The organism is Vibrio algarum, from assembly GCF_028204155.1.
GTDB lineage: Bacteria > Pseudomonadota > Gammaproteobacteria > Enterobacterales > Vibrionaceae > Vibrio > Vibrio algarum.
The window spans coordinates 70,840-95,177 of the sequence record NZ_JAQLOI010000003.1 but is presented as its reverse complement, the minus strand read 5'-3'; the positions used below and the strand labels follow the sequence as shown (position 1 = coordinate 95,177).

Genomic DNA, 24,338 nt, shown 5'->3' with positions numbered 1-24,338 from the left:
ACGCTCCTTTAGCCATTTATCTAATAAATATACTGGTATTTTTCATCCGTGAACACTTTCCGTAAAAAAATGCGCAAGAATCTATAAAAACAGCAACAATTTGAACGCTTGAAAACACGACTAGCGATATCGTTGAGAGTAACTATCAGTAGAAACAAAGAGCAATATAATGAACAGTATTTTATATACCTCAACCGTCCTCATCTGGGGGTCGACGTGGCTTGCAATTGCCTATCAACTTGGTGATACCCCAGTAATCGTATCTGTCGCATGGCGGTTTGCTCTAGCGTCTATTGTACTGTTTGCTGTATTAATTTTCAGAAACTCATTACCTCGGCTTTCCGTAAATAATCACAAGGTGGCAGCTCTTTTAGCTTTATGCCTGTTTTCAAACAATTTTCTATGTTTCTACTCTGCTACGGAGTACCTACCAAGTGGTTTGAATGCGGTTGTGTTCTCACTTGCACCCATACTAAATGCGTTTAATCTCTGGGTGCTGGATAAACGTCGCCCATCAAGTATCTTTTTACAAGGTGCGTTAATGGGGTTTGTTGGCGTGGTTCTCCTCTTTACCTCGCAATTTATGAGTGCAGAAATGGATTGGAACATTTTGCATGGGCTATTGTTAAGCTTGTTAGGAACATATTTCTTTTCTATGGGGAATATGGTTTCTGCTAGAGCACAAAGTAAGGGAATGCCACTACTACCAACTACTGCTTGGGCTATGGCATACGGTTCAATTTATCTAATTATCATTGCTCTGGTATCAGGGATATCACTTTCTGTGACCATGACGCCTATGTATCTATCAGCTTTGGTTTATCTTGCCGTTATAGGTTCTGTTATCGGTTTTAATACTTACCTTGCACTTGTTGGAAGGATAGGTGCTTCCAAGGCAGCATATTGCACGGTTCTTTTTCCTTTGGTTGCTTTATCACTATCTACTCTGTTTGAAGGGTATGAGTGGACGTGGTTGTCTGCTTTGGGAGTCGTCCTTGTATTAACAGGCAACCTGAGGGTATTTGGAACACCTGCACTTTTGAGAGGTTGGTATCGAACTCTTATTACTAAGAGGGAACACAATTAAAATTGGTTCATTTAGAATGTCGATGCACAATAACGATTTAGGATATTAGAAGTTATTTAATATAGCCTCCTGGATCACTGTGGCTACATCAAAAATACCCCATTTGTATTACGTTTAATCAAGTAGCTATTTGATTATCGCGATGTTTAAGATACTTTCTTAATGTATATAAATAATGATATAAACCGGTATTTCGAACGGCTAAGGACACATGAAATGAAGAATTCCGTTAGGGTTGCTTTAGCTCAATTTAGAGCTGAAAGAGGGAATATTTCAAACAATATTGAAGCCCACAAAAAACTATGTGCTAGTGCAGCAAGCCAGGGTGCGAAGATCATCATGTTCCCAGAGCTGTCATTGACTGGATATGAGCCAGATTTGCTACCAGAACTCGCTATAGGTCGCTCATCACCATTAATCAAAGAACTTTCCAATACTGCTGTTGAAAATCGTTTAACGGTTATTGCTGGATGCCCGTTGAGAAGTGGGCGAGTAAAGCCTTATATAGGAGCTGTAATTTCTCATCCTAACGAAGAAGTAAATTACTACAAAAAGCAGTATCTTCATCAGGGCGAAAATGAATACAGCGTTGCTGGCGATGAAAATTACAGCTTTAGCGTTGATCAAGTGAAGTTTACGCTCGCTGTTTGTGCGGATTTTACAGAGCCTCAACATTTTAATGATGCTAAAGCCTCAAATACAGATGTATATTTAGTAAGCGCCTTGATTTCAAAAAGAGGTTTCTTAAAAGATAGTGGTTTGCTATCAAGCATTGCAAACACTCTCAACATACCTGTTTTGCTTTCAAATTTTGTCGGGGAAACCGGTGGATGGGATACGGCGGGTCAAAGCAGCGTGTGGGATCATGAGGGAGAAATTGTTATTCAAGGCGATGAAAGTCACGAGGGGATAACGGTCTGTACAATTAGCAATGGAAAAATTAGTGACGTGAGATTTCAGATGTTAAAGAGAACTAATTGGCCTGACTAGCTCAAAACCGTTTAGAGAGGCTAGCTTTAATATCTGTTGTTCAGGTTGATAAAAGTCATCAATTGATATCACAAGCACTGAATTCGTAGCAGATTAAAAAACTAAACCTCTAAGGTACGTTAGAGGTTTAGTTAAAGGGACCTTAAAAATTAAGATTGGCAGTCTTTATTACCTTCTTCTTGAGGGGCTAACTTTTGTCGATTTTCTTCAGGCTTCATCTTTTTTGGTTTGGGCGGCTGCATCACTGGCTGTGCTTCTAAAAATTCCAGTTTAGAAATAGTGCCATCATTGTCTGCATCTAGCTTATTGAATAACTCTCCAGCTGTCATTGGTTCCTTCATTTTACTGGTTGGTTTCTCTAAAGGTTCCGTCTTATTTGTATCGGATGCGAGAGCTGTTACCGGTATTAATATGGCTAACGACAGAGTCATAATTACTTTCTTCATTGTATCTTCCTTGTGTTGTTTTTTACCTATGGATAAGCAAAGTTGCTTTCGTCCTAATATTTTAACAACACTGAACTCCACAAGGATTACAAGTTTGTCATATGACAAATTTGTAATGTTACAAAATGGCCACCCAAACATGTGTTAGTAATTTATGATCAACAGACTTATTCAAATACAATGATTGTTAAATTGGCGATAGTAATGGGTAAGCGAGTTCGACTAGTTATCTGCAAGCAAGCAGTACGTTTTTCTGCTATTTTGGGGTATTGAACCTATCATTGATCAGCGCAATGATTTCTTGCGATGAAGCGTAGTAGTCTCGCCATTTCGGTCTATTAGCAAATAACAGTTCAGTGGTGATCTCATTTAGAACTGATGGAATGACAGATAATTGGTCGCAAGCGTACTCACTTCTATCTGTTAAGCCAAATTGATGTGATATTGCTTGGCTTAAATCAGGGCGATCATTATCATTGAAGTACTCCCTAAGCGCATGAAAAAATGTATGATAACCAACAGTCGTATGTATCTGCTCTGCTCTCCAAAACGTGATGAGCACAGTTTGGAAAGGTACGATAACGTCACCATTTTTATTTAGATGCCGAGAAATAAATCCGTCGTCATCTTCATAGTAATCATCTATTTCATATTCTCTATCGTCATCGGTGTTGAAACGTATAGCATACCGGCTCTCATTACCGATAAAATCCACCATTGAGAGGCAATTTTTGGCTAATTGGTCGTCTTCGCAGTCTATGGATTTGAATACTTCGTAACAGAACTCGCGTATATTACGGTTTCCATTCTGACCGTCGTCAATCGTACACGCTCCCTTAAATGGGCCCGCTTTATTTCCTAATTTTAGCCACTGCCTTAATCCTTCTATGACAGTGAATTTAGATGAATGCCGAGCGCACTGATACAGTTCGCACTCTATATCTGAGGCTATTTTTAGTGTGCGATCAATAATCTCATCTACATCAATTGGTGTTATGGTCATATTCTCTTTTTTCTCCATGGATTAGCGATGTGCTCGACACTTCATTTTGTCCACGAGGGTTATTCTTTTATGCTGACAAAGACACACTCGCCATTTTTATCCCTACCGGTACATTCCCAAGTTCTACCTTTGTATTCTTGAGAACCTTTTTTCTTGGGTTGTTCCAAATGCACGGACAAGGTATTGCTTTCGACGCTTCAATAAAACCTAATTCGTGAAGTGCGATTTTGTGATCCCAAGAATAGCGAACATCCTCTCTGATAATTGATTTCTTAGCGCCGAACGCAACGCCACTCAAGGACAAGCTAATTAATGCAATCAACGAAAATAAGTTAAAAAGATGAGAAAGTTTCATATTCATACATTCCTTAAATGTGTAGGTAAAATTACCAATGGATCTATTCTTCAAGAAACTACAGTTTGAGATTGTGTGACCAAACAAAAGACAGTTCACCTATTTTAACAATTATGGCCTCTATAAATACTGATCTAATCCAAAAAATTGTGGCTCTATTTAAGTGAGTTTTGGTTCATTCAATAATGGTGCGAAAAACGGGGTATATCGATAATAAACGTTTGAAGAAAAATACCGTTGAGTTTGGTGATGCGTAGTATTTAAAAGAGATGGAAAAGCCGCAAATGTGAAGGTTAAAGAGTAGGGCATACGCGCGTGCTTGCTCAGTTTAGCTAATTTGACGGAACCCGATCTCTCCTTAAAATTAAATTGATCTTTTTTCGATATTTAATCGTATAGATTCATTGATGATGATGAGTAAGTAAAGGAAAACCAATGTCTTTAAATCGAATCAAGAAGCAAAACCTGTTGCTGGTTTTTAATTTAATTGTGACAAAAGGAAACCCAAAAGAGGGTGTTTATGCACTTTCAGATATTACTGCATGGCAAGACTTCGATGGTTATACCTGTTGGTTAGCTTACAAAGATTTGACTATCACTCTTTTGTTTCATGGTAGCTATGATGTTGATTACCTTGAAGAGAATACTTTAGAAGTTTTCTTTAACAAAATTGAAAACTTGTTGTCTGATCAAAATATGAGGCGCTAATGAACATTTTCATTCTAGACACTAATATTCAAAAATGTGCACGGTACCACTGTGATCAACATGTGGTGAAAATGCTCTTAGAAAGTGTTCAGTTGCTCTGCACTGCTTTGAATAAAAAAGGTTTCGTAACTCCTTATAAGTCGACCCATGTAAATCATCCTTCGGTATTATGGGTTGAGGAATCTTATGACAATTTTTTGTGGCTTAAACAATTAACGTTGGAACTCAATAAAGAATATAAATATCGATATGGTAAACAAGTAGACCATAAGTCAATAACAATACTCAATGAAATTAGTCACTACTCATTCTCATCCTTCGGTTTAACCACTTTTCCGCAAGCGATGCCAGATAAATATAAAGTAGATAACGACGCGGTCAGTGCTTACAGAGCTTTTTATATCGGGGATAAAGCCAAATTTGCCAAGTGGACTAAACGTGTAGCACCAAATTGGTTTATACAAGGTTAATTTATAGGTTATGAGCATGTATCTAAAAGAAACTCACCAATGGCATCTCTTGGTGCTACAGTCGTTGGGGCGGACCCACTTGAGGGGAATATTACCCTAGTGCGGTTCCATGCCCAACAATCAAGGTTAGACAATGATTATCGTCATAGCAGCACAAATGAACTCATCGAAAATACAGAGTTTTTTAATGTGGTTTTAAATGTTCCGTCATTGTTAGGGAAATAAAATGAAACAGTTTAATAGAGATAAAAATAAGCAGGATAAATTAACTATTTATTATGATGGAAACTGTCCTTTATGTCGTTTAGAAATGCAAAAACTAAAGCGCTGTGATGACAATCAACGTATTATTTTAGTTGATTTACAGCAAGATAATTTCAACGCACGGTTTCCACATATTGACGTTACTAGAGCATTGCAAATTTTGCATGGCGAATACCAAGGTAAGGTACTACTGGCTCTCGATGTTACCCACCGCGCATGGACATTAGTAGGGCGCGGAGCTTTTGTAGCGCCTCTGCAGTTTCCTATCATTAAACAGGTGGCTCATGTGAGTTACTTGTTGTTGGCAAAATACCGTAATCCTATCTCTAATTTTTTATATCGGCGTTTTGGTATTGGTATCAAAACCTGCGATGAAGGATCTTGTTATGCGAACCCAAACAACATTAATCGTTGGCGCTAATAGTGAAATTGCAAAAGCGATAGCATCGGAGGTAATCAACTTAGCGGTTCAACAGTTGATCATCGTAAGCCGTGATACTGAATTTTATAAGCATTCAAAGTTTCGTGATACAAAAGTAATTAAAGTAAAAAATTACCAAGAGAAAACGATTAATAGCGTGGTTAAAAGTATTGGGCAATTGAACACGCTTAATATCAGCAAGGTTTTTGTTTGTCATGGTTTATTGCATAACGACAATATACAACCAGAAAAACGGTTATCAGAATTTTCCTCGGACAATTTTGTAGAACTATTAACAGCAAATACTGTTACGCCCATGCTATGGCTAAAGTGCTTGGTGCCATTATTATCTGGTAAACAGGCATGTAAAATAGTCGTGTTTAGTGCCAGGGTCGGTAGTATTAATGATAATAACCTAGGGGGTTGGTACAGCTACCGCGCTTCTAAAGCCGCTGTCAATATGTTACTAAAATCGGCCGCTGTAGAACTGGCTAGAAGCGCAAAAAATATTAAGCTTATTTCCTTTCATCCAGGTACAACGGATAGCCCACTTTCTAAACCTTTTCATAAAAATGTTCCCGTTAACAAGTTATTTAAAAGCGAGTTTGTTGCAAAACAATTGATTGATATAGTACAGAAAACACCTCTGGATGGGGAAGTGAGTTTTGTTGACTGGCAAGGTAAATCAATTCCTTGGTAAGTTTACTATAAATTATAGAGCTAATTGTCTACTCCTTCGCCGCCAGATACCTGCTCAAGAATAGAGGGTTAGTGTATCTTCGCAAGATTCTGACAAGCTGTTGTTCTATTATGTACAGGCGTAGGTAGTAAAGATGCCTAATACGGTATTACCAAACAGCCATACACAATACGATGGTGTATGGCTGTTTGGCCAAGCAGAGATAACACTTTGTAAAGGTTTACTTGACTTCGTATCTCAGTAAAACTTCATTATCTAGCACAACATTCGATGACCAAATAAAGCTAGCTCCTGCACCACTGAATTTTTCAATAAAGTTCATGTAGGACTTTTTGTTATTTACACCGATTTCATCTTCTGTATATAACGTTGCTTGAGGCCAAGAGGCTGAATTAAATTCCTTACTCATCCAATTGCTAGGCGTCTTCCAATGGGCTGCATAAGCATTCTCACCATGATCTGTACCTTCTGTGGAACACTTAGCAGATAGTCGTTGGCCTTCAACTTCACTTAAACAAGTTAGATCATAAATTGGTGCGGTATAGAATGTTTGAGCTTGCCAGTCTGAACCTGTCACTGTTCCATCACTGAAGCTTGCAATAAAGCCACCGTCTCCAGGGTGGTATCCCTTTCCTCGGTTATTCTCTGTACCCAAACCTAAGTTTTCTTCCCAATCGATAACTTTCACGGCTATTGTATAAGGCTTTTTAACTTTAAACTTTACGATGCTTGAGTTAAATGGTGTGAATGGCACGGTATCTACCACTGTAAGAGTGCCATTGATGTATAACTCAAAGTAGTTGTCAGCAAAAATATAGCCAGTGATCTCTTCCCCATCAGTATCAATTACAGTAACAGGTACGGAGGTTTCGTCTTTGTCAGTAAGGTTTTTGGGGGTGATTTTTGCACATTCTTCGTATAAATCGGTAGCTTTTGGTGCCGTAGTAAAATGGTTGTTGGCAGGAACAGTCCAAACGTTTCCTTCTGAATCTGTTATTTCACCAATACCAGCAACTCGACTGCGTCCATTCTCACACTCAAAAAGGTTTGACACTACAGTTTTTGCGAGGCCTTGAGTAATAGTTGCAGAGCCTTGGTAATCGCTGATGCTGCTGCTAGAAGCTGCGTCAGAAGATGGCGAACACCCTGTAGCCAGTAATATGATGGACGAAAGGGCAATATAGTGTTTATTTCTATTGAGCATTGACTTGATATCCTATCTAAGGAGGTGCTTTAAATTTAACGGTAGCATTAAAATTACACAAAGTAACCAAACGCTATACTTATAGAAGGCGCGAATTGTAATGATTTTCAGGTAAAATAGTGTAAAGACAGGTAAATATTCAGTAAAAACTAGCAAGCTAATGAAGCGATATTATATTCTTATCACAATAGTTACGTTTCTAAACTCATTTTTTATGCTTATCTGCATTGGGAAGAACGGACAGAATCTCTGCCTCTAAATCGTTTTTCCCAACACTGAGCGAGAGACACTTTTTTTGATGGTTTGGGCGTTTGATGCATCAGTTAGGATATGGAATTCTACCTATATTAAAGTTCTATTTTGCTGTCAATGCATCACCATCGAAGCGAATTCCAGCCCAACCGTGTTGGATAAAATTGCGAATGTTGGCATGGTCGTGCCCATTCGGATTATTTAAAACGTCGTCACGATAGAACTGGCCAAAACATGCCAGTGTTGATGATTCATCTAACCCTAGCACCTGACCAAAAGCAAAAATCTTGCAAGAGCCATTATTCTGTCCTGCTTGGTTTTCTGTTTCTCCGTTTACGAAGCTGACTGGGGTAAATTCAAAATTTTCGTCAATAACTTGCATTGTCTGCTCAAACATCACTTCATTGGGTGCTGAAGCCAGTAATTCTAGGAATTGTTTCATATGACATTTTCCGTCTCTATTTAACTGTGTTCGCACTATATCATCAGATAAAAAGAATGTGACTATTTGTAGTTAAAAGACTATAAACAGTTAGTTGTATTCGTCGGTTCTTAGGTTTTATTTACGCCTCTAATCATATTGCTGTTATGACCAATTTATGGGGCTGCAATTCGGATATAATTTGTAAAAATACGTCTAGCATGTCACTATTTGATTGAAAAATGCGCAATCACGTTAATAATTAGTGGAAAATACCAATGACGAGCTTAGATAGGATTGATCGACATATGCTGACCATATTGCAACAAAATGGCCGTATCTCGACAGCGGAATTAGCTGAAACGGTTGGTTTATCGGCTTCTCCTTGCGCTAGGCGATTAAAGCGATTGGAAGATGAAGGTTATATCGATGGCTATCACGCAACAATAAATAAGGCGAAAGCAGGCATTACGATGAAGTTTTTTGTCGAGATAAGCCTTAGTCGTCATCAGGTCGACTCGATACAAGAGTTCGAACACGCCGTCATGGATATGGAAGAGGTGATTAACTGTCATATTGTTTCTGGTGGCTATGATTATCTTCTTGAAGTGGTGAGTCGGGATCTAGAAAGCTATGAACTGTTTACTCGACAGTTACACCGATTAGAGAACATTAAAGATATCCATACCCATCTTTCAATAAGGCAGATAAACGATAGAAGTGTAGTTCCTGTTTACGCGTAATGTCGTTCAGTTAGTGCTAAATTCTTTTAGCTATTAAAGTGATTCATATACAAGGATGTTACATGAAGATCAAAAACGACTTTTCACATCAAGCGATAGATGCAGCGATTAAAATTGTAGCGGTCGCTCTACTTGTCTATTGGTGTTTTTCTATTTTGCGGCCCTTTATTATGTTGTTGGTATGGGGTGGAATTATCGCTACGGCATTATACCCCGTAGCGGTGGCTATCCATAACAAGACTGGCTTGTCTAAAGGTAAGGCGAGTGGGCTATTAAGCTTTATTGGTGTCTTATTGTTATTGATTCCACTAGTTGCTGTGTCTTCCGGTATCTATACCAGTGCCTCCGAAGTATTTGCTGCCCTGCAAGACGGTTCTTTAGTATTGCCTAAACCAAATACATCTATTCAAGAAATCCCAGTGGTGGGTGAAAAGCTTTACACCGCGTTGTCATCTGCTTCTTCGAATATCGAGGGGGTATTTAGTAAATATTCTAATGAGATAAAAGACTTGGCGGCTCAAACAGCATCTATTGTTGGATCTGTTGGTGGCGGGTTTGTACAGTTCATTATCTCGACCATTATTGCTGGTGCGTTTATGACTAACGCAGATAAATGCTTGCTCGGCATTACTAAGCTTGCTGAACGTTTAACCGGAGATAAAGGTGAAGAGTTAGTTCAGCTTTCAAAATCAACCGTACGCAGTGTGGTGCAGGGTGTCATTGGTGTGGCTGTTATTCAGTCTATTTTTGCGGGGCTTGGTTTAGTTGTCGCAGGGGTACCTGCTGCGGCGTTTTGGGCTTTGGCTGTGTTACTTGTTGCTATTATTCAACTCCCGCCTATTCTGGCACTGTTACCTGCCATTATTTATATGTTTAGTGGTGACTCGACGTTGGCCGCGAGCCTATTTCTGGTTTGGTGCATCGTTATCAGTGGTAGTGATGCCATTTTAAAACCAATGTTACTAAGCCGTGGGTCAGAAATTCCTATGCTTGTTATTTTGCTTGGTGCCTTAGGCGGCATGGCTATGTCCGGTATTGTGGGCTTATTTGTAGGGGCCGTTGTTTTAAGTCTTACCTATCAATTGTTTGTTGCTTGGTTAGCTAGCGAAGAAGAAAACCAAGAAGAGGCGAAATAGATAAAAGGGATATCAAAAGACGATAATTTTCACTTTGTCACTAACCAAACAGCGTCACACTTTCGCGGTGCAACGGCAATACATACTAATGCTCAGCATTCTATCTTTTATATCAACATTTACTCATGCGCAAAGGGGCAGTACTGAATAGGTCATCAATCATTTCATTGCCAGCTGACACGTTATTATTGGCACGAATATAAGTTCTTAAACCAATGATCTGAACTTGGAGGTAACGGGCAAGTTTTGCAGGGTCGCTTGATTTATCTAATTCACCTTTGTCAATTGCCTGTTGGATGATCTTAGTGAACTCAGTTTCTACAGCCGCCATTTTTTCTTTGGCAAAACTCAATAATTCTTGGTGCTCGTCGGTAAGTTCTGCAATCGTTTTGACTAGCATGCACATACCACTTGGAGCCGTGTTTTGGCTTCCGATTACTATACATTTAATAAAGCTTTTTAGGGCCTCTAGCGGCGAGTCTGAATCGACTAAACATTGGCGTAGCTGTGCACCACTGGTGTCTGCGTAGTGTTGAATGGCCTCTTTAAATAAGCACTCTTTACTGCCAAAACTGGCGTAAATACTACCGGGACGAAGGTCCACTACATCTTGTAGATTTCGCATCGATGTTCCGTGAAAGCCTTTTTCCCAATATAAATTAGTGGCTTTTTCGATAACATCCTCTCTATTAAACTTGGCGTATTTACTCATAATACAAACCTCTCCCCAAAGGCATGAACGACCGTTCATGATACCTTGAAGTGTCTGGTAAATCTATAATAAAAGTATGCCTATTTATAGCAGTGATTATAAGGAGATATCTTTTTGTGTTACAATAGTATCTTTGTGAATTATTGATAATTAGACACTGGAATGACCCTTTCAAGAACGTATATCAAAGATAACCTTACCTTAGCATGGCCTTTAGCCCTAAACGCATTGTTAATGCAGTCGATGCTTATGATCGATACTCTGTTAGTTTCGCCATTGGGAGAAGAATCGGTTGCTGCAATGGGTGTGGCAACAACGATCGTTGCGTTTGTACTTGGTATTCAAATGGCGCTTTCTAATGGTACGCAGATGATTCTTAGTCGTGCTTTTGGAAGTGGTCGAACGAAGAGTTTAAGTAATGCCTTTTTTGGTGGGCTAGCTATCGCTTCTTGTTTCGCTGCGGTGTTTATGTCTCTCATTCTTATTTTTGGGGATGAACTGGTCGCATTGATTGTTGATTCAGAGTCATTAATTACGAAAGCAGAAAGCTATCTCAGTATTTCAGTTTTTATCATCCTTTTTACTTCTATTACACAAACTATCGTTACGCTGTTTAACAGTACGGGAAAAACATCCGTTCCATTTAAAGGTTACTTGATTGAATTGCCTTTCAATTGTGCAGTGTCTTATATGCTCATCTATCAGTTTGATATGGGCGTTTCAGGAGCGGCGCTTGGCAGTTTGTCGGCTATCATGTTGCGAACGGTATACCTTGCATATTCGGTACTCTCAGATGACAGCATTAGTTTACCATTGCCTGAAGAGCTTAGCGCCTTCATTAAGACAACGCGTCATCATTTAGGTGAAATACTTCCTTTTGCCGCAAATATTACGATTCTAGCCATTGGTATCACTATCTATCAGTTGATGTTTTCTCAGCTTAATATTAATGAATACGTAGCAATTACCTTACTGTATCCATGGATACGTACAGGCAGTCAGTTCATTACTTCTTGGTCTCATGCTTCTGCTATATTAATTAGCCAGAGAATAGGGGCAGGGAAGTTGGATGACCTTAAACAGTGTGTTGATACCAGTATTGATGTTGCAGTCGGAATATCGTTTATAAGTTGCTTGTTCTTTGTTTGTCTTCATTTCTCCTTTGGTCATATTTACCCAGGTCTTGCATCAGAAACCTATTTAGCGATGGCGACGATTGCGCCACTTTATATATTGCTTCCTTTTGTACGCGGGTATAACACAGTACACGGAAATATCCTTAGAGCTGTAGGTAAAACTAAGTCTGTTTTCAAGATTAACTTTACTGGCCAGTGGGTGGTATCGCTACCATTACTGGCGATAATCATCTTCGTTTTGGATGGTTCAATCTTCTGGGCGTTTGCAATTCAGCCATTTGAAGAGCTAATTAAGGCGATTCCGTTCAGAACATTAGCACGAAGAACCGTACGTGAATTCGACTTAGAAGCCGCGAAAAAAATGAATTACGATTAGTTTTTATTACACAAATTTTACATTTTTTAAAAAGCCCCGGTATAACGAATCGCTTAAAAACAGCCAGTTTTAAAGTAATGTTCACGGGAACATGTTTCAAAATGTTTCCATGTGAGGGTTTTGCATTCACAAGAGCTATGGATGCACTCTTTTTTTAACTTATTTCTAAGGGTCCCTCCCTAAGCCTTATATTTCCACGCCTTTATATTACAGCATTCTAAATGAGTGTTGTAATTCATTATATATCTTAAATTAACGTAGCTATGTTTCTCGTAAACATAATATGGGCGTTAAGATGTAAATAATAGCTTTTACTTCTCTTACAATTGGTGTATTCGTTTACACAAAATTGTTAATTTATAATGTTAAAATAATTAATATCAATATGGTAATTTCATTTTTAATAATACAAATATTATTAATTATAAATTTTGAAAATTTTTAAGCTGTAATTAGTTAATTTTTATACCTTCAAAAACAAAGACTTAAACCATGTAATTCATGTTAAACAATATAATACAGGCAGTGCAACCTATAGTGATAATTTAAATAATATAATATCGATCACATTTTTTATTATATTGGTAAGTATAGTAAATAGGGTAAACGTTTACACAAAAGATCTGATAAATATAAAATTGACAGAATTAGGATTTGTTAAATGAAAAAAATTACCTTGTTAGCGACTTTAATCGCAGGTGCTTGTTTAGGTGGCCAAGTGGCAGCTGAAACAACTGTCGGTGTAACGGTCTATAAATACGATGATAACTTTATGTCTGTTGTGAGACAGGAGATAGAAAAAGTTGCAGATGCAGATTCAGATACCGAAGTATTGATGAACGATTCGCAGAATAACCAATCTATTCAGAACGACCAAGTAGATGTAATGCTTGCTCGTGGTGTGAAAGCGTTGGCAATAAATCTTGTTGATCCGGCTTCTGCTCCAACAATCATTAAAAAAGCAAAAATGGATGATGTACCTGTTGTTTTTTATAACAAAGAACCAAGTGCAAAAGCGTTAGCCAGTTATGATAAAGCGTTTTTCGTTGGTACTGTTTCTAAAGAATCCGGCATCATTCAAGGTGAGTTAATTGCTAACCAATGGAAAGCGAATCCAGCATGGGATTTAAACGGTGACGGGGTCCTTCAATACGTAATGCTAAAAGGTGAACCAGGACATCCTGATGCTGAAGCTCGTACCTCTTATTCTGTTAAAACCTTAAACGACAATGGCATAAAAACCGAAGAGCTGCATATGGATACAGGTATGTGGGATACCGCCATGGCAAAAGATAAAGTGGATGCATGGTTATCTGGACCAAACGGAAGCAAAATTGAAGTCGTGATTGCCAATAATGATGGTATGGCGATGGGTGCTGTAGAAGCCTTACGCGGCGCGGGTGTAAAACTTCCTGTCTATGGTGTTGATGCTCTTGCTGAAGCGCTCGCTTTGGTGAAATCAGGAGCAATGGCTGGAACAGTCCTTAACGATGCGTCAGCTCAGGCTAAAGCAACATTTGAGTTGGCACGAAACTTAGCAAATGGTAAAGCACCAGCCGAAGGTACTCAGTGGACAATTAGCAACAAAATTGTACGCGTACCTTATGTTGGCGTGGATAAGTCAACGCTTAAGTAAGACGATAAATAGTTATTGTGTATGGAAGCACACCCCTCCTGAATAACGCTTTCATGCACAATCATTTAATTGTTTCACATGATATATAAACCTCCAAATGAAGTGATTTTATGGCCGAGCATACACATGAATTCTTGTTAGAAATGACAGGGATTAGTAAGGAATTTCCGGGCGTTAAGGCACTAGATAAAGTTAATTTGAAAGTCAGACCTCATTCAATTCATGCGCTAATGGGTGAAAATGGGGCAGGCAAATCAACTTTATTAAAATGTCTGTTTGGGATGTACGAAAAAAACGAAGGTGAAATTGTTTTTCTAGGTAAAAATATCAGTTTTAGTTCTTCAAAAGAAGCGTTGGAATCAGGCGTTTCTATGGTGCACCAAGAACTTAATCAGGTACTTCAATGTACGGTTATGGACAATATCTGGCTGGGACGTTATCCCAAAAAGGGCTTATTTGTTGACCATGACAAAATGTACACGGATACGTTAGAAATCTTTAAAGATCTCGACATTGATATTGACCCCAGAGTTAAGGTATCTACGCTTTCTGTTTCGCAAATGCAGATGTTGGAGATAGCAAAAGCGTTCTCTTACGAAGCGAAAATAGTCATTATGGATGAACCCACTTCTTCTTTAACCGAAAAAGAAGTCAATCATCTATTTACCATAATTAACAAACTGAAAGAACGGGGTTGTGGCGTCGTTTATATCTCACACAAAATGGAAGAAATATTCGCCATTTGTGATGAGATCACTATTCTACGAGATGGTGTTTGGGTAACGACTCAACCACTAGAAGGGTTAGATATGGATTCAATCATCGCTATGATGGTTGGACGAGAACTAACTCAACGTTTTCCTGAAAAAACCAATACACCGAAAGAAAAAATTCTGGACGTGAAAAATCTTAGCGCATTAAACCAACCTTCCATTCAAGATGTCTCTTTTGAATTACGTGAAGGTGAAATATTAGGTATTGCTGGGCTTGTTGGATCCCGTCGAACTGACATTGTTGAAACTATTTTTGGTATTCGAGAAAAAAGCGAGGGTGAAATCTTGCTTCATGGTCGAACCATGAAAAATAGAGACGCACATGAAGCTATACAAAATGGATTTGCGCTTGTAACCGAAGAGCGCCGAGCCACTGGAATTTATAGTGGTTTAGACATTACTTTCAACTCTTTAGTTGCCAATGTAGAAGAGTATAAAACCAGTATTGGATTACTCAGCAACAAAAAAATGCGTGGTGATACTCAGTGGGTCATCGACTCCATGAGTGTTAAAACACCGTCACATGAAACACCTATTGGTTCTCTTTCTGGTGGTAATCAACAAAAAGTCATTATAGGCCGTTGGTTACTTACTCAACCAGAAATTTTAATGCTTGATGAACCAACACGCGGTATAGACGTCGGTGCAAAATTCGAAATCTATCAACTGATCCTCGACCTCGCTAATAAGAACAAAGGCATCATTATTATCTCGTCTGAGATGCCGGAACTTCTTGGTATTACCGACCGAATAATGGTTATGAGCAATGGTCGTGCAGCGGGCATTGTTGAAACTAAAAACACTTCTCAGAATGAAATATTAGAGCTGGCCTCTCGTTATCTCTAAAGGAATAATTATGGATACCTTAAAAAACTTTGCAATGAAGCACCTAAAAGAGGGTGCAATATATGCGGTACTGTTTATTTTATTAGCAGTGATTATTATTCAAGAGCCTTCGTTCTTGAGCCTAAGAAACTTCAGTAACATCCTGACTCAATCTTCTGTTCGCGTCATTATTGCGTTAGGTGTTGCTGGTCTAATCGTAACTCAAGGGACGGATTTATCCGCGGGTCGACAAGTTGGTTTAGCCGCGGTAATTTCCGCTACTCTTTTACAAGCGATGGACAACGTCAATAAGGTTTTTCCAGACCTAATTGAAGTGCCAATCATTGGTGTGGTGATTGTTGTTTGTTTAGTTGGTGCAATCATCGGTCTTATGAACGGTATCATTGTTGCTTACCTAAAGGTAACCCCGTTTATAGCGACCTTAGGCACAATGATTATCGTTTATGGCTTAAATTCACTTTATTACGATAGCGTAGGGGCTTCACCTATTGCAGGGTTTGATGAAGGGTTTTCAGAGTTCACACAAGGGTTTATTCGATTTGGTGACCTGAGACTTTCTTATATTACCTTTTACGCCATTATTGCGATTGGTTTTATGTGGATATTATGGAATAAAACGGTCTTTGGTAAAAATATCTTTGCAGTCGGCGGCAATCCAGAAGCAGCGAAAGTGTCCGGTGTCAACGTACCTCTAACTTTACTTAAAGTTTATGCTTTATCAGGTGTTTTCTATGCATTTGGCGGCATGTTAGAAGCAGGTCGAATCGGTAGTGCAACAAATAATTTGGGTTTTTTATACGAACTTGATGCAATAGCAGCATGTGTCGTGGGTGGTGTGTCATTCGCAGGTGGTGTGGGTAGCATTGCTGGCGTGGTAACTGGGGTACTAATTTTTACAGTTATTAACTACGGTATGACATACATTGGCGTAAGTCCTTATTGGCAATACATTATTAAAGGTTCGATAATCGTATTTGCTGTCGCAATAGATTCAATGAAACACGCGAATAAAAAATAAGGCGTTCTTAAACTTAGGCAAAATTCACTGTTGCCTAAGATTTTGATACATATTTGCAGGTTGTGGGGGCAACCTGCTTTTTTCTACTAAGCATAAATTGCGATTTTCTTAATAAGCTCACCGAATCACCGTTGATAAGTAATATGAAAAACGCTTGGTTGTTGACTACACTAAACTAAAATGAGAAAAAGATCATTGATAACCATTTTATTGCTTATAGGGCTCAAATTTTACAAAGATGGATAATTTTACGTTACTTGCAACCATGTTTATAGTGGCTGGCGTTAATGCGGTATTTACATTTGCTAGCTCTAAAAATGCGGGGGAAACAGTGTCCACAGAGTGGAGACGCTCATCAATTTTGTTATTGATCGCTTTTAGCTTGATATTAACTCAGTCGAGCTGGCCAAAATTCATTTCGATTATTATTGCAAATTATCTACTTCTTCTTGGTTTCTACTTTCAAATTTATACCGCGTTGTGTTTTGAGTTTAAAAAGATGGCGGAGTCTAAGCCTTACTTAAAGATTATCACCATTGTTTATGCGTTGAGCTTTCTCTATTTTACTTATATCGACTTCCATACCACCTATAGAATTATCATTATTTCCAGTCTTCTTGCTCTGTGTTATGGCTATGCAGTGGTCAAAACGAGGAAAAACTGGAAGGAGAGTAAAAACTTACTTAGAACAAAAGAGGTGTTCTATCTTTTTGGTGTTGCTTGCCTTTTCTATATAGGGCGCACGGTTGTCACTATCATCGAATTTGGCCAAGTCAATTCATTGTTCGACAAAAACACAATGACCACGGTCGCCTTTCTGTTTCTCATCTTCTTCAATCTAGTGTTTTTAATGGGGATGTTTAATGCAACGATTAGAGAAAAAAATGTCCTTATAAATAGAGAGAAGGAAAAGCTTAACCATCTATTTGATTTTTTGAGTGACACTGCTAAGCACCTTAAACTCGAAGATTTATACCCTTCTATTGAAAAGGTATTGAGAAAGTCATTTAAGGTGAACACGGCCGCTATCTTTTTGAAGGACGAAGGAGAAAATAGCCACTCAATGAATTATGTCTTCAACGATTTGGATTTGCCCCTTGATGAAGTAAAACATTTTAATAAAGGTGAGGGGTTATCTGGAAAGGCGATGGAAGAAAACCGGGTAATTACCATCGATATTGACACGTACCCCAACCGTCATGTTGCTGATGCGTACAAGTCTATGGGGGTCACTAATTTGGTTGGTATCCCACTGAAAACCGCAGAAGGTGTGATGGGGGCAATAACTGTGGTTTATTCAACGGACCTCAAAAAACAAAATGTCTTCAATAGCGAACTTTTCTATTACTTAGGCGAACAGATCGCTCTCGTATTACAGAATGCGTTACTCTATAAAAAACTGACTCAGCTTGCAGAAACAGACTCAATGACAGGCTTACTTAATCGTCGCAAGATGCAAGAGATGTTCGACCTAGAGTTAAAAAAAGCTAAGCGCAGCAATCAAAGTCTAACCGTCGCGATCATAGATTTAGATAACTTTAAAAATGTGAACGATAACTATGGGCACGATTGTGGCGATAGAGTGATAAAAAATGCGGCGAGGGTGTTTCAAAAAGAGTGTCGAGAAACCGACTATATTTCTCGCTGGGGGGAAGAGTTTTTATGTCTTTATGCTAGTAGCGATATGTCTGCTGGCTTACTTGTGACAGAACGAGTACGAAAAGCGTTTGAAAAACAGAGCTATCCTTGTCTCGACAAGGCAAATGTCACTATTAGTGCAGGTATGGCTGAATACCACGAAGGAATGACTATGGACCAATTAATAGCCCAAGCGGATAAAGCACTGTATGAAGCCAAACGAAAAGGGCGAAATAGAATCGAGCAAGCGGTTATTGAAAATACCTAATCAGCGAGGTTGTCGCATAAATCAGCGCAGAAAGAACGATTAAAGCACTCAGGATTTTTTTCGCTCTGATGTCCCTTTCTTCTACTGTTTCGTCATATCTTAACAACTCGGTAAATCGCTTACGGCTATAATACAAGCCGATAAACGCGCAAATAAGTAAAGCCACACCATTTATCAGTAACAGTAAATTATCGCTGTGTTTACCCATTCTGGTTAATAGCGCACCTACACCAAGTATTAACATATGGGTTCGTAACCAAGACATTGACGTTCTTTCTGGCTGTAAACCTGGATCTCGCTGGTTATGTTTCATATGGCGATGGTTAATACGATGGTGACGGTAAGAAATAACATGACTGCGCTAATCAGTTTTAAGAAACCAGTGTAGGGAAGTTCACGTTTGTTGCGCATGGCTTTCTCATTTGAAGACCATCTTTTGTAGGCAAATACGGCCAATAAACCAGAACACAAGCAAAGAAACACAGACAATAAAATACGCACAGAAGGGTTAGCGAGATCTGGTGTTAGTTGGTCAATTGCAATTGCACCAGCTAATAGCGCTAATGCCGTTCTTATCCAGGCCAAATAGGTGCGTTCATTGGCCAATGAGAATCGATAATCTGGCGCTTCACCTAATCGTCTCCAGTTTGTTTTTGCTGCCTTGCGTTTACTTGTCATAGTATTTAAATATCAACCAAGATTTGAATTAATTCATTGTAATGTAAAGATAAAGGCTCTTAAAGCCTGATTTCGTATAACCTACGTGTAATTATTGATAATACAGAGAAATTGTAACTAAAACAGAAAATTAAAATTGAACAATTGACTAGTTTGTCTTAATTTTAATTATATAAATAAAAGATTATAAGAAAGCTCGCGTGAAAGTAACGATGAAATCAACTTAACTGCTTTTATCGTAATAGTCAGATATTGCGGGACTTAACTAAACTTAGAAGGCATGAATGAACGATATCGAACAATTGCTGTTGCCGATTTTGTTAGTAGAAAAAGGCCTTATTCGCTCTTGTAACCAAGTGTTCACTGAACAAGTAGGTTATAACGAAATGGAGATCGTCGGAAGAGAACTCCAAGAAATCATTACACTTTCTGAACAAAGTAATGAAGCGGGCGGTTCGCTAGATGCCTTATTAGCGCGTGTGGGCCTGAGCAATCAAATTTCTTTGATATCCGCGACTGTAACCAATAATTACTTCTACGATATGCCTATTCAGCTACATTGCCAAGCCATAGAAGGGAGGAGCGATTCATTTCGTGTGTGCTTTCGAATATTGGAAAATAAATCTATCGATCCGATCACTACTTTACCTAATGGGTGGGCAATATCTTCGAGGTCTAAGCACCTGTTAAAGAATCAAGATGATCGCAAAAACAACTTCGTCCTGATCTTTTTTAATGTAGATAATTTTTCAACGATAAATTTTCGTTACGGCTTTGATATTGGTGATGACTACCTCCAGGTTATTGCTAAAAAACTTCAATCGGTTGTAGAAAATGACAACCTAGTTGTTCGCTTTAATAATGCGAAATTTGGAATACTAGTAGAAAATCATGCTTGTCTTTCTACCGAAAAGTTCAATACACATATTAGAAATATCTGCCAAAGGCTTTGCCAAATCTCAGAGGAACCATTGAAACTATTAAGAGGGGTAGAGGTTTGTAAGTCGTTTAGCATTGGGGTAAGTGAACAGAGTATCCATTACAATAACTTTCATGCGATAGAGATAGCTGGTGAGACAGCGATGCTACAGGCCAAAAAATACAGCGAATCAAAATACCATTTTTCAACGTCTCAAACTCTTGTAGATATGCTTTCCCATAAATTGATTATCGACGCTCTTCCAAGTGCCATAGAGCAGAATAAAATTCAGATATATTATCAGCCGCAATATGAAATTAAATCAGACAAGCTTATTGGATTTGAAGCGTTATCGCGTTGGCACCACGAGGCTTTGGGAAATATAACACCGGATGTATTTGTGGGTATTGCTGAAGAAATAGGTTTGCATTTTGACTTCGATCTTTGGGTTTTTAGACAGGTCTGTTCACAAATAGTGACGTGGAGAAAACAAGGGTTACAGATCCCCAAAATAGCCATTAATATTTCCTTTAAAACCTTAGAGATGACCACTTTTGTCGATAGATTGAAAACGGTAATAGAGCAAACTCAGTGCCCCACTGAATTCGTAGAACTTGAAATAACCGAAACTGCGTCAGCCAAAAACCTAGCCTCATTAAATAACAATATCGTGCGAGTTAAAGAGCTAGGGATAAGTATTGCGATAGATGATTTTGGTGCAGGATATTCCTCTTTAAGTATGATTCGAGAGTTCCACGCTTCGTTAGATAAACTTAAATTAGACAGGTCGTTGATTCGTAATATTTGTAATACGGAAGTAGACAGAGAATTCACTAGGCAGATTATTAAATTGAGTCAGGTACTAGATGTTCACATACTGGCTGAAGGAGTGGAAGACAAAGAGCAAAAGGACATGTTACATAGTCTGGATTGCGATCAAGCTCAGGGGTATTACTTTGCTAAGCCGATGACTAAATCAGGCGCAGAACAGCTAATAAAAGAGATAACCAATTAAGCCAGTTCTGGGCCTAATTGGTTATTCTTGTCGGTAGGGTTGTCGGTATTGTGGCGTTGGATTAGTTACAATCGAGTACCGACTGCTTTATAACGGTGAGCACACCAGAATCACGGTTGCAGGGCGCGCTGAATCGTGCATATTTTTTAACGCCCTCATGAGCGTTTTCCATGGCATAGGAATAGTAGCTGGTTTCAAGCATTTCCACGTCATTAAAGTAATCACCAAAGCTCATTGTTTCGTTAAATCCAAAACCTAACGTTTTTTGTAGGTGTTCTATTGCTGCGCCTTTTGATGCCTTTGCATTCATGACATCTAGCCATATTTTTGCACTAACAACGACTTTGTGATCGTGACCAAATTTTTCGTTAATCGATGGGTAAACATGGGCTTCTGAACCGTCAAAATGACAGATAGCCACTTTAATAAAGTCGTCTTCAACATTGAGTAAATCTTCAACGTATTCACAACGATGGTAATACTTTTGGATCTCTTCGATAGCATTGGGTGCTTGTGTTTCTACGTAGGCTGATTTTTTACCACATAAAACAATATGTGCATTATCAATTGAGCGTGCTTGAGTAATAATATCGACAATCGAACTTTTACCTATCGTGCAGCTATAAAGCTCTTTTTCTTGATGCATAACGAGTGTTCCGTTTTCTGCTATAAACATCATGTCATTTTTAATTGGGGAAAATGTTTGCATCAAGCTGTAATACTGGCGTCCGGATGCTGCTGCGAAAATAATGCCTTTCTCTGAGAGTTGTTGGTAAACGTTGAAAAACTCAGGGTCTAACGCACCCATTTCATTGAGTAACGTTCCGTCCATATCGGCTGCGATAAATTTAACATTGTTCTGTGACATTAATGAACATCCACTTGAAGGTAAGGTTATGAAGAGGTATTGAACGGCTGTATTGAACCAATTATAGGTCGAAATTGCTACCTGTTTCGTGTCAATTGAAAGACAGTATTTTGACTAGGCTGCTCACGTGTTTATCATCAACATTCTCTTCGAACTAGTCGAGTTGGTACTTTAGCAGTATCCTCTTACCACTCTCACCTTTTCAAGAACGTTGCTTTATCTAACCTGAGCTAAATTATGTCTGTACTAGAATCCGTAATCTTGATGACCAGTTTGATATTTTGTCTAAATTTACTCTATTGGAGTAAGCAAACTTGGGGTCTGCTTCTTACTATCGGATCACTATTGGGAAATACATCCATCAAATAAGTCACTAGAGCCTTCTTTCTTAATTAATTCAATCAACTACTGTTTTTAGTGCCGTTTAATTCTGAATCCCCCTAAAGTGAACAATCGTTCAAAAAGCCTTGATCAATTGTTGTTAACAGGCTACATTTTTATCACGTAAAGGCGATGCAAACGTCAAATACAAATTCAACGATACAGATAAGGCTAATTATGGGAAACGAATACACACCACCTAAAGTTTGGGTCCATAACACTGATGGCGGTAACAAGTGGGCAAGTATCAATCGCCCCGTTTCAGGCTCAACACATGATAAAGAACTAGAAGTAGGAGAACATCCACTTCAACTTCACTCTCTTGGTACTCCTAACGGACAAAAAGTAACGATTCTTTTAGAAGAGTTACTCGCGTTGGGCATTAAAGAAGCTGAATACGATGCTTACCTAATTAACATTGGCGAGGGGGATCAATTCTCTTCTGGTTTTGTGGCTGTTAATCCAAACTCAAAGATCCCTGCTTTAGTTGATAAGTCGGGTGATGAGGATGTCAATGTATTCGAATCCGCTTCTATTCTTGTCCACCTTGCTGAGAAGTTTGGACAATTTTTACCAAAAGAAGGCAGTGCACGAACTCAAACGTTTAATTGGCTATTCTGGGCACAAGGTTCGGCTCCGTTTTTAGGCGGTGGTTTTGGCCATTTTTATGCCTATGCTGATGAAAAATTGGAGTACCCAATAAACCGTTTTGCGATGGAAGCGAAACGTCAGCTAGATGTATTAGATAAGCAACTAGCTAAAAATACCTATGTCGCAGGTGAAGAATACAGTATTGCTGATATGGCTATTTGGCCTTGGTATGGCAATTTAGTGCTTGGCAAACTGTATGATGCTGCTGAATTCTTACAAGTTGAAAGCTATACCCACGTAATGCGATGGGCAAAAATGATTGAAGCGCGCGAAGGCGTTCAGCGTGGACGCGTGGTTAACCGTTCATTTGGTGAAGAGTGGGAACAAGTTCCTGAACGTCATGCTGCAGACGATATTGATAGAGTTCTAAAACTTAAACCTTAGCTTTCTATTATTGGGAAACTACAACTAATCCAATGAAGACTCGATATAACGGGTGCTAATTGCATCTGCTACGTCGGGTCTTTTTTGCATAGCAACACCATTTGGTTATTATCTCTTCAACCTTTTTAGTTAAAAATTTTCTTTTTATGAAATTATTTGTTCTTCTCACCTTTCTAATTAAAAGTCAGAGCGAGAAATTGATAAAGCCATTGTTTACTTTGAGTTTAAAACAGTAGATAACATTAATATTCTCCAGCGACGGTAAAGTCTTGATGCCAAAAAAACTACAAATGCTATTGGTACTAATGACCTTACTCTGTTTAGCAATTTATTTTGACATGCAGGCTTTATTCACACTGGGTGAACTTAAAGGATCAATTGCTGAATTTAGACAATGGCGAACTGATTCACCAGTTTTGGTTATTGGTGGATTTATTTTGCTCTATGTTTTAGTTACGACGCTGTCATTGCCCGGCTCCGCGATGTTGACGATGACTTCCGGTGCACTGTTTGGATTAACAGAGGGTGTAGGTATCGCAATAGTTGCGTCGAGTACTGGAGCACTGTTTGCTTTTTTGATTTCTCGATACCTATTTAGAGGATTTTTAGAAGACCGTTTTCCAGAACAATTAATCATGATAAATCATGGAATAGAGAAAGAAGGAGCGTACTATTTGCTCTCTACAAGGTTGATACCAGTATTTCCCTTTTTTATCGTAAATATTTTAATGAGTGTGACAGCAATAAGGGCTTGGACATTTTATTGGGTTAGCGCGTTAGGGATGATTCCCGTGACCTCGGCTTATGTAAATGCAGGAACACAACTTTCTCAAATAGAG

25 protein-coding genes and 1 pseudogene are annotated in these 24,338 nt (G+C 38.7%); 17 read left to right on the top strand and 9 right to left on the bottom strand.

Going from position 1 to position 24,338, the window contains the following annotated elements; translation table 11 throughout:
* Positions 1-169: 169 nt before the first annotated feature.
* Positions 170-1,087, top strand: coding sequence for a DMT family transporter (locus PGX00_RS15715; protein ID WP_272138313.1), 918 nt, complete (start codon positions 170-172; stop codon positions 1,085-1,087).
* Between the two features lie 216 nt (positions 1,088-1,303).
* On the top strand, positions 1,304-2,077 hold the full coding sequence (locus PGX00_RS15710; RefSeq protein ID WP_272138311.1) for a carbon-nitrogen hydrolase family protein: 774 nt from the start codon (positions 1,304-1,306) through the stop codon (positions 2,075-2,077).
* A 149-nt stretch (positions 2,078-2,226) separates the two neighbouring features.
* On the opposite strand, the gene PGX00_RS15705 is transcribed toward PGX00_RS15710, so the two are convergent.
* The 3 genes from PGX00_RS15705 to PGX00_RS15695 form a co-directional block, all read right to left on the bottom strand.
* Positions 2,227-2,523, bottom strand: a complete 297-nt coding sequence (locus PGX00_RS15705) for an EF-hand domain-containing protein (RefSeq protein WP_272138309.1) — start codon at positions 2,521-2,523, stop codon at positions 2,227-2,229.
* A 256-nt stretch (positions 2,524-2,779) separates the two neighbouring features.
* On the bottom strand, positions 2,780-3,526 hold the full coding sequence (locus PGX00_RS15700) for a hypothetical protein (protein ID WP_272138307.1): 747 nt from the start codon (positions 3,524-3,526) through the stop codon (positions 2,780-2,782).
* 67 nt (positions 3,527-3,593) lie between these two features.
* Entirely contained in the window at positions 3,594-3,881 is a 288-nt protein-coding gene (locus PGX00_RS15695; RefSeq protein WP_272138305.1) for a hypothetical protein, read from the bottom strand.
* Between the two features lie 435 nt (positions 3,882-4,316).
* On the opposite strand from PGX00_RS15695, the gene PGX00_RS15690 reads away from it, so the two are divergent.
* The 5 genes from PGX00_RS15690 to PGX00_RS15670 are packed head-to-tail and all read left to right on the top strand — an operon-like array spanning position 4,317 to position 6,444.
* Complete coding sequence (locus PGX00_RS15690) at positions 4,317-4,589, top strand: DUF3081 domain-containing protein (RefSeq protein ID WP_272138303.1); 273 nt, start codon at positions 4,317-4,319, stop codon at positions 4,587-4,589.
* Positions 4,589-5,059, top strand: a complete 471-nt coding sequence (locus tag PGX00_RS15685; RefSeq protein ID WP_272138301.1) for a pyrimidine dimer DNA glycosylase/endonuclease V — start codon at positions 4,589-4,591, stop codon at positions 5,057-5,059. Before PGX00_RS15690 ends, PGX00_RS15685 begins: the two co-directional genes overlap by 1 nt.
* Positions 5,060-5,098: 39 nt before the next feature.
* Positions 5,099-5,284 (top strand): hypothetical protein, encoded by a 186-nt coding sequence (locus PGX00_RS15680; RefSeq protein WP_272138299.1) that lies wholly within the window; start codon positions 5,099-5,101, stop codon positions 5,282-5,284.
* Position 5,285: 1 nt separating this feature from the next.
* Positions 5,286-5,744 (top strand): thiol-disulfide oxidoreductase DCC family protein, encoded by a 459-nt coding sequence (locus PGX00_RS15675; protein WP_272138298.1) that lies wholly within the window; start codon positions 5,286-5,288, stop codon positions 5,742-5,744.
* Positions 5,710-6,444, top strand: a complete 735-nt coding sequence (locus PGX00_RS15670) for an SDR family NAD(P)-dependent oxidoreductase (RefSeq protein ID WP_272138296.1) — start codon at positions 5,710-5,712, stop codon at positions 6,442-6,444. Before PGX00_RS15675 ends, PGX00_RS15670 begins: the two co-directional genes overlap by 35 nt.
* 220 nt (positions 6,445-6,664) lie before the next feature.
* Here the strand turns inward: PGX00_RS15670 and PGX00_RS15665 are convergent, their stop codons facing one another.
* Both PGX00_RS15665 and PGX00_RS15660 read right to left on the bottom strand, forming a co-directional pair.
* Complete coding sequence (locus PGX00_RS15665; protein ID WP_272138294.1) at positions 6,665-7,648, bottom strand: hypothetical protein; 984 nt, start codon at positions 7,646-7,648, stop codon at positions 6,665-6,667.
* A 355-nt stretch (positions 7,649-8,003) separates the two neighbouring features.
* Positions 8,004-8,342 carry a HopJ type III effector protein gene (locus tag PGX00_RS15660; protein ID WP_272138292.1) on the bottom strand — a complete coding sequence of 113 codons (339 nt, stop codon included), beginning with the start codon at positions 8,340-8,342 and terminating at the stop codon, positions 8,004-8,006.
* Between the two features lie 257 nt (positions 8,343-8,599).
* Between PGX00_RS15660 and PGX00_RS15655 the strand changes: the two genes are divergently transcribed.
* Both PGX00_RS15655 and PGX00_RS15650 read left to right on the top strand, forming a co-directional pair.
* The gene (locus PGX00_RS15655; RefSeq protein WP_272138290.1) at positions 8,600-9,064 is read left to right on the top strand and encodes an Lrp/AsnC family transcriptional regulator; all 465 of its coding nucleotides are present in this window, start codon (positions 8,600-8,602) and stop codon (positions 9,062-9,064) included.
* A gap of 62 nt (positions 9,065-9,126) precedes the next feature.
* Positions 9,127-10,200: an AI-2E family transporter gene (locus PGX00_RS15650; RefSeq protein WP_272138288.1), complete on the top strand. Its 1,074-nt coding sequence runs from the start codon at positions 9,127-9,129 to the stop codon at positions 10,198-10,200.
* Positions 10,201-10,312: 112 nt separating this feature from the next.
* Here the strand turns inward: PGX00_RS15650 and PGX00_RS15645 are convergent, their stop codons facing one another.
* Positions 10,313-10,912 carry a TetR/AcrR family transcriptional regulator gene (locus tag PGX00_RS15645; protein WP_272138286.1) on the bottom strand — a complete coding sequence of 200 codons (600 nt, stop codon included), beginning with the start codon at positions 10,910-10,912 and terminating at the stop codon, positions 10,313-10,315.
* Positions 10,913-11,074: 162 nt separating this feature from the next.
* On the opposite strand from PGX00_RS15645, the gene PGX00_RS15640 reads away from it, so the two are divergent.
* From PGX00_RS15640 to PGX00_RS15620, 5 genes are all read left to right on the top strand, one after another.
* The gene (locus PGX00_RS15640) at positions 11,075-12,424 is read left to right on the top strand and encodes an MATE family efflux transporter (protein WP_272138284.1); all 1,350 of its coding nucleotides are present in this window, start codon (positions 11,075-11,077) and stop codon (positions 12,422-12,424) included.
* A 661-nt stretch (positions 12,425-13,085) separates the two neighbouring features.
* On the top strand, positions 13,086-14,060 hold the full coding sequence (mglB, locus tag PGX00_RS15635) for a galactose/glucose ABC transporter substrate-binding protein MglB (RefSeq protein WP_272138282.1): 975 nt from the start codon (positions 13,086-13,088) through the stop codon (positions 14,058-14,060).
* 110 nt (positions 14,061-14,170) lie between these two features.
* Positions 14,171-15,679: a galactose/methyl galactoside ABC transporter ATP-binding protein MglA gene (gene mglA, locus PGX00_RS15630; RefSeq protein WP_272138280.1), complete on the top strand. Its 1,509-nt coding sequence runs from the start codon at positions 14,171-14,173 to the stop codon at positions 15,677-15,679.
* A gap of 10 nt (positions 15,680-15,689) precedes the next feature.
* Positions 15,690-16,697: a galactose/methyl galactoside ABC transporter permease MglC gene (gene mglC / locus PGX00_RS15625; protein ID WP_272138278.1), complete on the top strand. Its 1,008-nt coding sequence runs from the start codon at positions 15,690-15,692 to the stop codon at positions 16,695-16,697.
* Between the two features lie 238 nt (positions 16,698-16,935).
* Positions 16,936-18,603, top strand: a complete 1,668-nt coding sequence (locus PGX00_RS15620; protein ID WP_272138276.1) for a GGDEF domain-containing protein — start codon at positions 16,936-16,938, stop codon at positions 18,601-18,603.
* On the opposite strand, the gene PGX00_RS15615 is transcribed toward PGX00_RS15620, so the two are convergent.
* Together PGX00_RS15615 and PGX00_RS15610 are read right to left on the bottom strand one after the other, a co-directional pair.
* Complete coding sequence (locus PGX00_RS15615; protein ID WP_323131699.1) at positions 18,587-18,916, bottom strand: DUF202 domain-containing protein; 330 nt, start codon at positions 18,914-18,916, stop codon at positions 18,587-18,589. The genes PGX00_RS15620 and PGX00_RS15615 overlap by 17 nt on opposite strands.
* Positions 18,913-19,281, bottom strand: a complete 369-nt coding sequence (locus PGX00_RS15610) for a YidH family protein (protein ID WP_272138272.1) — start codon at positions 19,279-19,281, stop codon at positions 18,913-18,915. The genes PGX00_RS15615 and PGX00_RS15610 overlap by 4 nt, the downstream gene beginning before the upstream one ends.
* Before the next feature lie 284 nt (positions 19,282-19,565).
* Between PGX00_RS15610 and PGX00_RS15605 the strand changes: the two genes are divergently transcribed.
* Positions 19,566-21,215: a putative bifunctional diguanylate cyclase/phosphodiesterase gene (locus PGX00_RS15605; protein ID WP_272138270.1), complete on the top strand. Its 1,650-nt coding sequence runs from the start codon at positions 19,566-19,568 to the stop codon at positions 21,213-21,215.
* A gap of 61 nt (positions 21,216-21,276) precedes the next feature.
* Here the strand turns inward: PGX00_RS15605 and PGX00_RS15600 are convergent, their stop codons facing one another.
* Positions 21,277-22,083 (bottom strand): Cof-type HAD-IIB family hydrolase, encoded by an 807-nt coding sequence (locus tag PGX00_RS15600; protein ID WP_272138268.1) that lies wholly within the window; start codon positions 22,081-22,083, stop codon positions 21,277-21,279.
* A gap of 558 nt (positions 22,084-22,641) precedes the next feature.
* On the opposite strand from PGX00_RS15600, the gene yghU reads away from it, so the two are divergent.
* Together yghU and PGX00_RS22790 are read left to right on the top strand one after the other, a co-directional pair.
* Positions 22,642-23,499: a glutathione-dependent disulfide-bond oxidoreductase gene (gene yghU / locus PGX00_RS15595; RefSeq protein WP_272138266.1), complete on the top strand. Its 858-nt coding sequence runs from the start codon at positions 22,642-22,644 to the stop codon at positions 23,497-23,499.
* Positions 23,500-23,771: 272 nt separating this feature from the next.
* Positions 23,772-24,308: pseudogene (locus PGX00_RS22790) on the top strand (TVP38/TMEM64 family protein); the annotation flags it as partial.
* Between the last annotated feature and the right edge of the window lie 30 nt (positions 24,309-24,338).

What these genes read in the sequence shown, in the direction of transcription:
- mglB (WP_272138282.1), top strand. Translation starts at nt 13,086, where the DNA reads ATGAAAAAAATTACCTTGTTAGCGACTTTAATCGCAGGTGCTTGTTTA.
- mglA (WP_272138280.1), top strand. Translation starts at nt 14,171, where the DNA reads ATGGCCGAGCATACACATGAATTCTTGTTAGAAATGACAGGGATTAGT.
- yghU (WP_272138266.1), top strand. Translation starts at nt 22,642, where the DNA reads ATGGGAAACGAATACACACCACCTAAAGTTTGGGTCCATAACACTGAT.
- PGX00_RS15650 (WP_272138288.1), top strand. Translation starts at nt 9,127, where the DNA reads ATGAAGATCAAAAACGACTTTTCACATCAAGCGATAGATGCAGCGATT.
- PGX00_RS15715 (WP_272138313.1), top strand. Translation starts at nt 170, where the DNA reads ATGAACAGTATTTTATATACCTCAACCGTCCTCATCTGGGGGTCGACG.
- PGX00_RS15620 (WP_272138276.1), top strand. Translation starts at nt 16,936, where the DNA reads ATGGATAATTTTACGTTACTTGCAACCATGTTTATAGTGGCTGGCGTT.
- PGX00_RS15690 (WP_272138303.1), top strand. Translation starts at nt 4,317, where the DNA reads ATGTCTTTAAATCGAATCAAGAAGCAAAACCTGTTGCTGGTTTTTAAT.
- PGX00_RS15640 (WP_272138284.1), top strand. Translation starts at nt 11,075, where the DNA reads ATGACCCTTTCAAGAACGTATATCAAAGATAACCTTACCTTAGCATGG.
- PGX00_RS15675 (WP_272138298.1), top strand. Translation starts at nt 5,286, where the DNA reads ATGAAACAGTTTAATAGAGATAAAAATAAGCAGGATAAATTAACTATT.
- PGX00_RS15610 (WP_272138272.1), bottom strand. Translation starts at nt 19,281, where the DNA reads ATGACAAGTAAACGCAAGGCAGCAAAAACAAACTGGAGACGATTAGGT.
- PGX00_RS15695 (WP_272138305.1), bottom strand. Translation starts at nt 3,881, where the DNA reads ATGAAACTTTCTCATCTTTTTAACTTATTTTCGTTGATTGCATTAATT.
- PGX00_RS15700 (WP_272138307.1), bottom strand. Translation starts at nt 3,526, where the DNA reads ATGACCATAACACCAATTGATGTAGATGAGATTATTGATCGCACACTA.
- PGX00_RS15710 (WP_272138311.1), top strand. Translation starts at nt 1,304, where the DNA reads ATGAAGAATTCCGTTAGGGTTGCTTTAGCTCAATTTAGAGCTGAAAGA.
- PGX00_RS15685 (WP_272138301.1), top strand. Translation starts at nt 4,589, where the DNA reads ATGAACATTTTCATTCTAGACACTAATATTCAAAAATGTGCACGGTAC.
- PGX00_RS15645 (WP_272138286.1), bottom strand. Translation starts at nt 10,912, where the DNA reads ATGAGTAAATACGCCAAGTTTAATAGAGAGGATGTTATCGAAAAAGCC.
- PGX00_RS15660 (WP_272138292.1), bottom strand. Translation starts at nt 8,342, where the DNA reads ATGAAACAATTCCTAGAATTACTGGCTTCAGCACCCAATGAAGTGATG.
- PGX00_RS15680 (WP_272138299.1), top strand. Translation starts at nt 5,099, where the DNA reads ATGGCATCTCTTGGTGCTACAGTCGTTGGGGCGGACCCACTTGAGGGG.
- PGX00_RS15605 (WP_272138270.1), top strand. Translation starts at nt 19,566, where the DNA reads ATGAACGATATCGAACAATTGCTGTTGCCGATTTTGTTAGTAGAAAAA.
- PGX00_RS15705 (WP_272138309.1), bottom strand. Translation starts at nt 2,523, where the DNA reads ATGAAGAAAGTAATTATGACTCTGTCGTTAGCCATATTAATACCGGTA.
- PGX00_RS15655 (WP_272138290.1), top strand. Translation starts at nt 8,600, where the DNA reads ATGACGAGCTTAGATAGGATTGATCGACATATGCTGACCATATTGCAA.
- PGX00_RS15615 (WP_323131699.1), bottom strand. Translation starts at nt 18,916, where the DNA reads ATGAAACATAACCAGCGAGATCCAGGTTTACAGCCAGAAAGAACGTCA.
- mglC (WP_272138278.1), top strand. Translation starts at nt 15,690, where the DNA reads ATGGATACCTTAAAAAACTTTGCAATGAAGCACCTAAAAGAGGGTGCA.
- PGX00_RS15600 (WP_272138268.1), bottom strand. Translation starts at nt 22,083, where the DNA reads ATGTCACAGAACAATGTTAAATTTATCGCAGCCGATATGGACGGAACG.
- PGX00_RS15665 (WP_272138294.1), bottom strand. Translation starts at nt 7,648, where the DNA reads ATGCTCAATAGAAATAAACACTATATTGCCCTTTCGTCCATCATATTA.
- PGX00_RS15670 (WP_272138296.1), top strand. Translation starts at nt 5,710, where the DNA reads ATGCGAACCCAAACAACATTAATCGTTGGCGCTAATAGTGAAATTGCA.